Consider the following 13,769-nt stretch of genomic DNA (forward strand, 5'->3'; position numbering starts at 1 on the left):
ACTCTGTCAACATAGTTATTAACAGAGTTTTTAATGCTTTGATTATTAATCTAAAAGAAATAAAATTATTCTGACCAATAAGATAGTGTTACTATAATTTCATCATTAACAACTAAAGCATTTGATAATGTAACCATTGTACTACTTGCTCCATCAAAATATCCATCGTAAGCATCGAAACGATATGTACCAGCCGGTAAGTTTGTAAAAAGATCTTCTTCTCTCCTATCATCTGCATAATAATATGTATTTGTTTCTACATTATATGCATAATATCCAGGTAAAGTTGCTGCTGGAACTTCATTTCCGTATCTGTCTTCTAATTTGATTCTTACAGCAAATTCTGATGATTTCTTATTTAATTCTTTTTTTGTTTTAGTCTCAATAATAGTATTTGAATTATCTACTAAGTTTTGTGCTGTTATGTTTGATACAAACAATGTAGCTACTAAAAAAACAATAATCTGAGTGATTTTTTTCATTATATATGTATTAAGGTTAACTCAGTTAAAATTATCTTTTAAATTTCTGTCTAAAGGAAAAACTGCTTTATGAGATAGTTAGCTAAATATTAATTAACAGTTTTAAAATGACTCAAGAAATTAATATTTTAATCTTCTTCATCATCTTCTGCAGGAGTTTGGCCATCTTCCCTTGTAGTATTTTGAATTTCTTGTTGTATATCTAACTCTTGTATTTGTTTTTCATTTAAATCTGAACATGAAGTAAATATACTGTTCCCTATGATAAATGCGAATATTATAAAAATGCGTTTCATAATAAAATTCTGTTTTAAAAATTGATAATATTTATCCTGTCCGAGCACTTTGCTCAGATTCAGGCCATGTCGGTTTTTGACATAGAATTTTTAAAAGAGGCGCGCTACTCTTTCGCGGGAAGTGAGATGTCTAATCAATATTATTTAAAAGCTTCCCTTCTTTTAAAATCAACTGATGTAGAACTCTTAATTAAGTGATGTAATCGTTTAGTATATTTTTAATTCCCCGACCAATCACACTGCAAATATTCTGATTATTTGGAGTTTAGAATAAGATAGATATTGAAAACTTTCAAAAAATAGATTTAGACACTAGTTACACGTTTTTCACTAAAGGAGTTGCTAACTATTGGTATGGAAAAAATAATGATGATATTCGTGAGTTTTTTACAGATAGAGGAATTCATCCTGAAACAAAACAAGAATTAAAACCAATTACAAGGGATATTTTAAACTTAGAAGGATTATTAAATGAATAAAAAAAACTCTGTTGATTATGTAATCAGCAGAGTTTTTTCTTTTATTATTTATATAATTTATTATCTAATGATAATCTTTTTAACCAGCTTTTCGTTTTGAGTTTCAACTAATACGAAATATAAACCTGGAACCATAGTTAAGTTATAATCGATCTTATATTCTTTCTTATTTTCTACTTTCTTATAATCGATCATATCGTTACTTAGTAAACTATAAATCTTAACACTTACATCACTCTGTTCTTTTAACTCTAAATCTAAGGCAAATACTCCAGAAGAAGGATTTGGATAGATATTAAAGTCTGTTATTAATGGAGTTTGTCCGTTTGCTTCATCAGAACCAGTATTATCGTCTCCAATTTCTTTTTCAGTGATGAAAACAGTTTTTGTTTGAAACGCCTCACATTCTCCTTTTTTAGTGTATAATGTTATTTCGTATTCTCCGGCTTCTTCAAAATAAAACTCGACATATTCATCGGTTTTTTCATTTAACTTCACATTCGCAGGTAAAATCCACTCTGAATCATCTGGAGCAGGATCACTAACATTTACCGCTACGATTGGCTCGTTTACATAAGCAATGGAAGAAACTAAGAAATTTGATGAAATATCATCTCTAGTGCGTTTAATCTCTATTTCGTCAGTAATAATACATCCATCTTCGTTAGTTATGACAACAGAATATATTCCTTCTTCAGACACTTCTATTACACGTTCTGTGCTAGATAATCCGTTAGTAGAAGACCATTCGTAAGAAACACCGTTATCTATTGTAGCATTTAAAACATAAGTTTGATCTTTACATAAAGTAACATCTTCACCTAAAGAGAATTCGATTTCATCTGGATTTGCTAAAACATAAGCCTTAGAAATTATACAACCTTTACTATCTGTAATTATTACTTCATAAGTTCCTGAAGTTAAATTATTATTAGTATTAGTTGTATTTCCATTATTCCACTCATAAGTATATGGAGCTAATCCTCCTGATACTTCTATTTTAATATTACCGTTACTTCCATTGAAACATTTTGGATCATTTGTTTCTTCAGCACTAATAATTAATTCTGGTGGTGTAACTAATTCTATTTCTTTAGTTACAGAACAACCATTAGCATCTACAATAGTTACTTCGTAGCTACCTGTTATTACATCTGATAAATTTGCACTAGTTTCTCCGGTATTCCAAACATAACGATATGGTGCAGTTCCACCACTAACATTTGTAGTAATAGTCCAATCATTTCCAGTACCACATAACGTATAATCTGAAGCTAAAGTTAACTCTAAAGCATCTGGTTCTGTTATTTCGAAACTTGAACTACGAACTGTATTTCTGTTTGCATCTGAAATTATAATATAATAGTTCCCTGGAGCTAAATCAGAAAGTTGACTAGTAGTTCCTATAATTCTGCTAGAACCTTCTTTATACCAACTATACGTATAATCTTTAACTCCACCAGTTACAGTAGCTTCTAATGAAGCATTATTAGCACCTAAACAACTAATAATTGAAGTTTGGTTTAATGATACTTCTAATAAGTCTGGTTGTGTTATTTCATAATCTTGAACTAAACGACATCCTTTAGTATCTTCTACAATTAATTGATATTTTCCAGCTACAATATTATCTAAGATATTTGAGTTTGTTCCAACTGAAACTCCACTTGCATCAAACCACTGATAAGTATATCCTGGAGTTCCTCCTGTTAATTCAACTGTAATCGATCCATTTGATAATCCGAATCCACTTACATTTACTATATCTTCTTTTGTAAACTTGAATTCTGCTGGAGCTGTTAATCGAACTGTATCTTTAATACTACAACCATTAGCATCTACAACTGTTACTTCATATAAGCCTGAAATTACATTATTTAAATCTGCTGTAGTTTCTCCATTATTCCAAATATATCGGTAAGGAGCTGTTCCACCTGTAACTGTAGTAGTAACCGTCCAATCATTACCTGTTCCACAAGATGTGTATTCAGAAGCTAATGATAATCTTAATGCTGTTGGCTCTGTAAATTCAAAACTTGAACTACGAACTGTATTTCCATTAGCATCATTTATTACAACATAATATTTTCCTGGTGATAAATCTGAAAGAACATTTTCTGTACCTATTACAGTAGCTGATGATTCTTCATACCAACTATATGTATAATCTTTAACTCCGCCAGTTACAATAGCTTCAATTGATCCGTTTGAAGAACCTTCACAACTGATAATTGATAATTGATTTAATGATACTTCTAATAAATCTGGTTGTGTTACTTCATAATCTTGAACTAATCGACATCCTTTAGTATCTTCTACAATTAATTGATATTTTCCTGCTACAATGTTATCTAAAACAGTAGAATTTCCTCCTATTGAAGTTCCACTTGCATCGAACCATTGATAAGTATATCCTGGTGTTCCTCCTGTTAATTCAACTGTGATTGATCCATTAGATAATCCGAATCCACTTACATTTACTATATCTTCTTTTGTAAACTTGAATTCTGCTGGAGCTGTTAAACGTACTGTGTCTTTAATACTACAACCATTAGCATCTACAACTGTTACTTCATATAAGCCTGAAATCACATTATTTAAATCTGCTGTAGTTTCTCCATTGTTCCAAATATATCGGTAAGGAGCTGTTCCTCCTGTAACTGTAGTAGTAACTGTCCAGTCATTACCTGTTCCACAAGATGTGTATTCAGAAGTTAATGATAATCCTAATGCTGTTGGCTCTGTAAATTCAAAACTTGAACTACGGACTTTATTTCCGTTTGCATCATTTATGACAACATAGTATTTTCCTGGTGATAAATCTGAAAGAACATTTGCTGTACCTATTACAGTAGCAGATGATTCTTCATACCAACTATATGTATAATCTTTAACTCCACCTGTTACAATAGCTTCAATTGATCCGTTTGAAGAACCTTCACAACTGATAATTGATAATTGATTTAATGATACTTCTAATAAATCTGGTTGTGTTACTTCATAATCTTGAACTAATCGACATCCTTTAGTATCTTCTACAACTAATTGATATTTTCCTGCTACAATGTTATCTAAAACAGTAGAATTTCCTCCTATTGAAGTTCCACTTGCATCGAACCATTGATAAGTATATCCTGGTGTTCCTCCTGTTAATTCAACTGTGATTGATCCATTAGATAATCCGAATCCACTTACATTTACTATATCTTCTTTTGTAAACTTGAATTCTTTATGAGCAGGTAGATTAACTATATCATTAATCTTACAACCATTAGCATCTACAATTGTTACTTCATATAATCCTGAAGCTACATTGTTTAAATTTGCTGTACTATCTCCATTATTCCAAATATATCGGTAAGGAGCTGTTCCTCCTGTAACTGTAGTAGTAACTGTCCAATAATTTCCTACTTCACAAGATGTATATTCAGAAGCTAATGATAACTCTAATGCTGTTGGTTCTGTAAATTCAAAACTTGAACTACGAACTGTATTTCCATTAGCATCATTTATGACAACATAGTATTTTCCTGGTGATAAATCTGAAAGAATATTTGTTGTACCAATTACAGTAGCTGATGATTCTTCATACCAACTATATGTGTAATCTTTAACACCCCCAATTACAATAGCTTCAATTGATCCGTTTGAAGAACCTTCACAGCTAATAATTGATAATTGATTTAATGATACTTCTAATAAATCTGGTTGTGTTACTTCATAATCTTGAACTAGACGACACCCTTTAATATCTTCTACAACTAATTGATATTTTCCTGCTACAATGTTATCTAAAACAGTAGAATTTCCTCCAATTGAAGTCCCAATAGCATCGAACCATTGATAAGTATATACTGGTGTTCCTCCTGTTAATTCAACTATGATTGACCCATTAGATAATCCGAATCCACTTACATTAACAACTTCTTCTTTGGTAAGTTCTAATTTAGTAGGCTCAGTAATATTGATTTCATATTCTGAATTTCCAGCTGCATCTGTAGCCAAACAGTTATTTACATCTCTTACTTGAACTTTATAATCTCCTTTAATTAGATTTTCTATTGTTATAGAATTTCCAGTAATAGATGTCCAAGCAGTATATCCTAAAGTATTTGTGTATCTATACTCATAAGTTCCTGTTCCTCCTGTAACATCAACTTTGAAACTCGCATTAGTTGCTTCAAAACAAGATGCATTAACTTGACTAATTGATACTTCTACTTTTTCTGGCTGAGTAACTGTAAATATTGAACTCTTTTCTTCAATACCTTCTGCATTACTTACAATTACATAATAACTACCTGCTGGAATATTTTTTAACTCTTTATCTGATCCGATTACAGAATTTGTTGTTGCATTAAACCACTGGAATCTATTTCCTCCTGCGCCTCCTATAGTAATTACATCTAAAATAGCATTACTTTCTCCGTAACAGAAAATCTCTTGAGTTTGTTCTATAGAAACTAATAACTCTCCTGGATTAGCTAAATTATAAGTCTCTGAAAGTACACAATTCTTAGCATCAGTTATTGTAATTGTATATCTACCTTCTGATAAATTCTCTATTTTACTAGTTTTTAAATTAGTAGATTCGTCTAATATTGTAGAACCCGACTCATCTTCCCAAACATATTTGTATGGTGCTTCACCTCCAACTATAATAACTTCTATATCACCATCATTTACAGTTTCAGAAGTTGGACGTGCTAATTTTATTTTATCTATTGCATACTCTTCTGGTTGGTTGATTATTATTTCTCGTTCTACAGAACAACCATTAGCATCAGTAATAATAACATTATAAGTATCAGCTTCTATATTCTCTAAAATATTATCATTTATACTAGTATGTGTCCACTTATAAGAATATGGTGTAACACCACCCACAACTGTTATTTCTATTCTTCCATCAGAACCTTTATAACAAGTAACATCTGTAGTTTCTACATTTGTAATTTCTAATAAAGATGGCTCTATAATAGTAACTTCATCTTCTATTTTATTTCCATTTTTATCTTCAACTTTAATGACATAAACTCCACCACTAATATTCAATAACTCTGGAGCAGAACTTAACTCTAAAGTCTCTCCTTTTTCAATCCATGAATAAGTATACGGTTCAACCCCTCCTGTTACATTAGCTATTGCTGATCCTTTTTGACCGAAACAAGAAATATCGTTTTTATCTATTTTAACCTCTAGTTTTTCTGGTTGATTAATTGTGTAATTAGGAGAAATTTCACAACCTTTTGCATCATTAACTTTAACTGTATATACTCCAGCTTTAAATCCAGTTAAATTAGCTGTTGTATTTGTTAAAATAGTACCAGAAGCATCAGTCCATTCATAAGTATAAGGAAGAGTTCCTCCTTCAACTTCAATAGAAATTGCTCCATTAGATAAATCGAATCCACTTGCATCTTTAATAATATAATCTTTTATACTTAAAGGCGCTAACGGTTCAGTAACGATTATTTTCTTTTCAAACGCACAAACTAAATTCTTATCAGTTACTTTAACAATATACTCACCTGCTTTTAAACCTGTAAGCTCATTTCCTGTAGATCCGTTACTCCAATTATATACATATTCTCCAACTCCACCTGTCGCGGTTACTTTAATAGTTGCATCATCTTCACCAAAACAAGAAACATTAGTTACAATTACATTGGCATCTAAAATTTCTAATAATGTAGGTTCTATAATAGTAACTTCTTGTACTACTTTATTACCATTTTTATCTTCAATTTCAACAACATAAACACCACCACTAATGTTTAATAATTCTGAAGTAGTACTTAACTCTAAAGTCTCTCCTTTTTCTTTCCATGAATATACATACGGTTCAACTCCTCCTGTTACATTAGCGATTGCTGATCCTTTTTGACTAAAACAAGGAATATCATTTTTATCTATTCTAACTTCAAGCTTTGCTGGTTGGTCAATTGTATAAGTAGGATTAGGCTTAAGTTCACATCCTTTAGCATCAATAACTTTAACTGCGTAATCACCAGCTTTAACTCCAGTTAAATTAGCTTTTGTATTTGTTAAAATAGTACCAGAAGCATCAGTCCATTCATAAGTATAAGGAAGAGTTCCTCCTTCAACTTCAATAGAAATTGCTCCATTAGATAAATCGAATCCACTTGCATCTGTAATAGTATAATCTTTTATACTTAAAGGCGCTAACGGTTGAGAAACGATTATTTTCTTTTCAAATGCACAAACTAAATTCTTATCAGTAACTTTAACAGTATATTCACCTGCTCTTAAATCTGTAAGTTCACTTCCTGTAGATCCGTTACTCCAATTATAGACATATTCGCCAACTCCTCCAGTTGCAGTTACTTTAATTGTAGCATCATTTCCTCTAAAACAAGAAACATTAGTTACTATAATATTAGTATCTAAAATTTCTAACAACGGAGGTTCTATAATAGTAACTTCTTCTTCTATTTCAATACCGTTGTCATCTGTAATTTTTACTACATATGTTCCTTTATCTCTATTTAGTAATTCTAATGTGTTACTTAATTCAGTAGTTTCTCCTTTTTTCGTCCAAGAATACGTATAAGGTTTAACTCCACCAGTTACAATAGCAGTAGCTGATCCTTTTTGACCAAAACAAGGAATATCATTTTTATCAATTCTAACTTCTAATAATGGTGGTTGATTAATCGTATATTTTGGATTAGGATTTATGTAACATCCTTTAGCATCTGTAACTTTAACAGTATACTCTCCTGCTTTAACTCCTGTTAAATTAGCTGTTGTATTTGTTAAAATAGTACCAGAAGCATCAGTCCACTCGTAAGTATAAGGTGATGTTCCTCCTTCAACTTCAATAGAAATTGCTCCGTTAGGTAAATTAAACCCTTTTGCATCTGTAACAGTAAAATCTTTTATACTAAGTTCGGCTGTAGGTTGAGAAACTACAATCTTCTTTTCGAACTTACATACTAAGTTTTTATCAATCACAGTTACAACATATTCACCAGCAGTTAATCCTGTGAGTTCATCTCCTGAAGCTCCATTGTTCCAACTATATGAGTAATCACCAACTCCACCAATAGCTTTTACTTTAATAGTTCCATCATCTCCATTGAAACATGAAACATTAGTAACAATAACATCTGAATTTAATATTTCTAATTTTGGAGGCTCAATAATCGTTACTTCTTCTTCTATTACAATATCATTTGCATCTGTAACTTTAATTACAAAAGTTCCTCCGCTTCTATTTAACAATTCTGTAGTAGCACTTAACTCCGTAATTTCTCCTTTTTCTGTCCAAGAATACTTGTAAGGTTTAATTCCACCTGTTACACTAACTGTTGCGAATCCTTTTTCACCAAAACAAGAAATATCTTTCTTCGTAATCGTCAATTCTAATTTAGCAGGTTGATCTACAGTATATTTAGAATTAATTTCACAACCTTTAGCATCTGTAATAGTTACTGAATAATCTCCTGCTTTAATTCCTATTAGATTTGCAGTTGTATTTGTTAAAATTGTACCTGAAGTATCTTTCCATTCATAAGTATAAGGAAGAGTTCCTCCTTCAACTTCAATAGAAATTGCACCATCACTTGAACCAAATTTTTTAGTATCAGTAATTAAATAATCTTTAATATTTAATGATTTTTCAGGCTGGGTAATTACAATTTTCTTTTCAAACTTACATACTAAGTTCTTGTCTATTACAGTAACAGTATATTCTCCTGCTGCTAAACCAGTAAGTTCTGAACCTGTTTCACCATTGCTCCAACTGTAAGAATAATCTCCTACTCCTCCAGTTGCAGTAACTTTAATTATTCCTTGTTTTTCTCCAAAACAAGAGACATTTGTAGTAATGATATTTGTATCTAAAATTTGTAATACCGGCGGCTCGTTTATAGTTATTTTTTTATCCGCAGTATTATTGTTTTTATCAGTTACTGTTATTATATAATCTCCGGCTCCTCTTTTTAATAGCTCCTCAGTTAAGCTTAATTTAGTAGTTTCACCTTCTTTGATCCATGAGTAAGTATAAGGTTTAACACCACCTACAACATTAGCTAATAAATCTACAGATTCATCTCCATTACATTTAATTTCACCAGTTTGTACAATTTCACTAACTTCTAATTTTGCGGGTTGCTTAATTTCGTAAAGCTCAGAAAGAATTGTACACTTTTCATTAGTTAATGTTAATTGATAAAATCCAGCTTGAACACCAACAAGATTCTTGTCATTACTAATAACATCAGTTTGATCTTTTAATCTCCATTCATATTTATAATCGGAAGTTGTTCCTCCATCAACTTCAATTATAATACTTCCATCACCTTTTTCAAACCCTGTTAAATGATTTCTAACAGCTTTAGTTACTTTTAATTCTTTTGGAGGTTGAGTAATTAAAAATATAGGAGAAGTTATAGAACATATATTTTTATCGGTAACTTCTACATAATACTCACCTGCTTCTAAGTTTTGAATATTTTGATCTGTACTAGAAAAACTAGCATCTCCTACTTTAGTCCACACATACGTATAAGGCTCTGCACCTGTTGATGTATCAAACGGAGTTCCATCTTTAACACTAATTTTAATTTCCCCATCAGTACCTTTAAAACATGAAACATTTGTTTTATCTATTAGAGAGATTTTAATTTGAGACGGTTGAGCTATATTGATTGTCTTAGAAGTTGTTACTCCTTTACGATCCTTGATATCAACTCTATATGAACCAAATTTTAATCCTGATATACGATCTAATCTTATATTAGTAGGATTTAATAATGTTGAAGTACTTCCATCTAGTCTATACCAGCGATATTCAAAATCTGAAGGCTTTGATTCAATAGGAAAACCACCACTTACTTTTGCTAAGATTTCAGCAGTTTCTTCACCAAAACATTCTATTAATTTTGTTTGAGATAAAGCCACTGTTAAAGGAGAAGGCTCTTTTACCACATAATTTGCAGTAACAAAACAACTATTATTACTTTTATCTTTAACAACAACAGTATAAGTTGCTGCTCGTAAACTAGAAATAGTTGCAGAATTAGTTCCTACAAAAGAAGCATCAGTACTCGTCCATTCATAATCGAAATTCCCAGTACCTCCTGAAACATTAACTGTTATGGCACCAATACTCTGATTAATAATATCGTTATTAGTAATAATAGGAAAACCTAAAACAATAGCCGTTGGACGTTTTATTGCAACTGATTTTGGACCAACTATACAGTTTAGATCATCTTTAATGTATATTTGGAAAGTTCCATCATTTCTATTTTCAATTGTATTTCTATTTAAACTAGAAATTGGCTGAAAGTTAGACGTATTATTTATCGAATAATAATGAGCTCCTTGACCTCCAGAAACAGAAATTTCAATTTTTCCATCATTTAAATTAAAACAACTTATATCTGTTCCTTTTAAACTAAAAGTAATAGCCTTAGGTTGAGTCAATTTTTTAATTTCACTAGGCTTATTAGTGTAAGAATCGTAAACTACAACGCTATAATCACCAGAAGTCCCTTCATAAGTAGGGTCTGTTGCGCCAGAAATTATACTACCGTTTTTATACCATTTATAAGTGTAAGTTCCTTTTCCTCCTGTAGGATTGGCTTTTACAATTCCCTTTTCTCCATTACAGGTTATTTCTTTTTGAATACTAACATAAACTTTTAACTCTTCTGGTTCATCAACTATAATCTCCTTTGAAGTAATAACACATTTATTAGCATCTGTTATTGTTGCAATATATTTACCCGCTTTTAATTCTGTAATAGTTGCTCCTACATTAGAAATATTACCACCATCTTTTTTCCATGTAATTTTATAATTTTTAGTTCCTCCGCTTACAGCAATACTAATACTTCCTTTTGCTCCCCCATTAATATTATTATGAGTTACAGTAGGATTTGGATTTACATATAATTCTGTAGGTTGATCTATCTTTCCAGAACTAGAAAAAGCAGACTCACAAGAAGGTAAATTTTTACTTCTAACTTTAAAACGGAAGCCTGAAGTAGACGCTTTAACTTCAAAAGAATTATTATTTTGCCACTTTACAATTCCAGATTCTTCAATTCCATATTGATAAATAGTACCTGTTTTCCCTCCTGTTGCAGATATTTTAATTTCAGCATTTCCTCTATTACATTTGATAGGAGAAATAACTATATCTTTTATAACGATAGCAGAAACTTCACCAATAGTAATACTTTTTGTTCTTCCTCCACTTCTAGAATCCTTAATTATAACAGTATAAGTTCCTTTCTTTAAGTTCTCTGTTATAGTAGAAGTTCTTACTATGTTTCTTAAAGTTTTTAATGTCGTAGAACCTCTCTTTAATGTTACGGTATATTTTTCATAACCACCTTTGATACCTGAAACTACTAACTGTCCATTTCCACCAAAACATTCTGCATCTTTTTTAGTTAAAGTGAAATCTACAGGATTTGGTTTAATAATTGTTGGTAAAGTGAAATCCTTAGAACACCCGTTCGCATCTGTATATCTGATAATATGAGTTCCAGGAGGTAAACCTGTTATTGTAAATCCGCTTGAAGCTGCGGTCTTTTCAGTTGTAACTGTAGCACTATTACCATTTAAAAATATTACATACTTATAAGTATTTCCACTAAACATAGTTCCTCCAGATACACCACTAACATATATAGTTCCATCTTTATTATTTTCATCTGAAGGATGAGTGACTGCTGAATTAGGTATTGAATTTTGTACTATAGCTGTTGCAACATTAATAGTAACTTTTTTAACTATTACCTTATTTCTATCATCTCTAGCTTCACAATTTTTAGAATCTAAAATTGTAACATTTTTACTACCAGGAGCTAAGCCATCTACTATAGTTTCAGCAACACCTCCAGGTGAAGGAGCTGAAAACGTCTTTTTAAAGACTCCGTTAACATAAACTTTATATGTATTAGAACCTCCTGCAGCTTTTACTTTTATCTGACCATCATTGACCCCTGGACAACTTTGATGCTTTTGAGAAGATGCATTTAAAAATAATACTGGTTCAGGCGTTCTTATTTCATAAAATTCTTTTTCATTAGTCGGGAATTCTATTTCTACACAATTCTGAACTAAATTCCCAAAACTATTTTTTCTATAACCTGAAACCTCTATTTTATAATTACCATCTTCTAGTAAATTACCTGATCTATCCGGATCTACATCTTTCTGCCAAGAATAACTGTAGGTTCCATCAGCTTCTTCATTTAACCTAGTTATATTAGTATTAACATTCCAAGTAATTACAGAATGATCATCAAGTTCTTTATTTAAAGAAACATTTATTTCTTCGTTATCGTATAATTGACGATCAAAAAACAATTTCAAATTACTAACTTCATCATAAGAACAACTTGGAGAATCAAATGTTGGCTTTTTAGCTACTTTTGGTGGTTCAGGTAAAAATTGAAGAGTTAATATATTTGAAATATCAGTAATACCATTACATGAAGGATTCATTCTTACTCTTATTTTTTTATTATTAAGAGCCTTCATTTGATCAGTTTCATTAGAATAAAAATCAGATAGTCCTAAAGAAACATTACTTTGTCCAATTATCGAATTTAAATTTTTCCAAACTGATTTATCAAAATATTTTTCTCCAGTATAATTGTCTACAGCTTGACTTGCTTGTAAAAATCTTTGATATAAATATCTACACGCTGGGCTAGGATCTCCACCTCCCAAAATTGGTACTCTAAACAACATATCTTCATCTGAACTTTTCTTTTTTGGAGGATCAGTATTTGATCCTCTAGATCTTCTTAAAAAATCAATATCACCAGGTCCACCACCTCCTCCTGTTGATACTTCACAATCAAGATATCTTTGAAATGCATCATCTCTTGCATTCAATAAATTGTTATAAGCTGATGTAATAGTTCTTACCGTATTAACATTATCTTCAAATTCCCATTTGTAGATCTGGTTTTTATGTGTATTATCAAAGCCTGGTATTGAGTTTATTGATATTTTCTCATTTTGACATACAATTTTTGTGATATTAGTAGATGAATTATCAGCATAAGTAAGTTTTGTTACAGGTGTGAGTGTATACTTAAAATAACTATGAATAGTTCTTAAGTTTTTATTCATGAAACCTGATCTTGAATTTTCATAGCATGGATAATTAGGCATATCAAATCTAACATCAGAATAGTCACCTGAATGACATCCTCCCCAACTATTTTCATCATTTACGTAAGATGTAAATCTTATATAATTAATTTTATCGTTATTTTTAAATATCAATTCATCGGTAACATTAATATTTGAAAAATAACTTTTGGGACCAAATTCTTTTAAAACTACAGTTTTACCACTATTTAAATATGCAATAAGTTTATAATTATTTCTATCTGTACAAATATCCTGAAGTTTAGTATGTTCTAATCTAAATCTATAAGATAATTTATATTCTTGTGAGAAATTTTCTAGTACAGAAAGTAATATAAAAATCAACAGTAATATTCTTCTCATAA

Annotated in this window: 3 protein-coding genes; all 3 read right to left on the reverse strand. The window is 30.7% G+C overall.

Going from position 1 to position 13,769, the window contains the following annotated elements; genetic code table 11:
- Nucleotides 1-65 precede the first annotated feature (65 nt).
- The 3 genes from Q1A46_RS16990 to Q1A46_RS17000 all read right to left on the reverse strand — a co-directional run bounded on the left by Q1A46_RS16990 (nucleotide 66) and on the right by Q1A46_RS17000 (nucleotide 13,767).
- Entirely contained in the window at nucleotides 66-482 is a 417-nt protein-coding gene (locus Q1A46_RS16990) for a hypothetical protein (RefSeq protein ID WP_299681672.1), read from the reverse strand.
- Nucleotides 483-610: 128 nt separating this feature from the next.
- Nucleotides 611-778 (reverse strand): hypothetical protein, encoded by a 168-nt coding sequence (locus tag Q1A46_RS16995; RefSeq protein ID WP_299681675.1) that lies wholly within the window; start codon nucleotides 776-778, stop codon nucleotides 611-613.
- Between the two features lie 539 nt (nucleotides 779-1,317).
- Nucleotides 1,318-13,767, reverse strand: coding sequence for a T9SS type A sorting domain-containing protein (locus Q1A46_RS17000; RefSeq protein WP_299681678.1), 12,450 nt, complete (start codon nucleotides 13,765-13,767; stop codon nucleotides 1,318-1,320).
- Nucleotides 13,768-13,769 lie beyond the last annotated feature (2 nt).

It is taken from the genome of uncultured Tenacibaculum sp. (assembly GCF_947502995.1).
Lineage (GTDB): Bacteria > Bacteroidota > Bacteroidia > Flavobacteriales > Flavobacteriaceae > Polaribacter.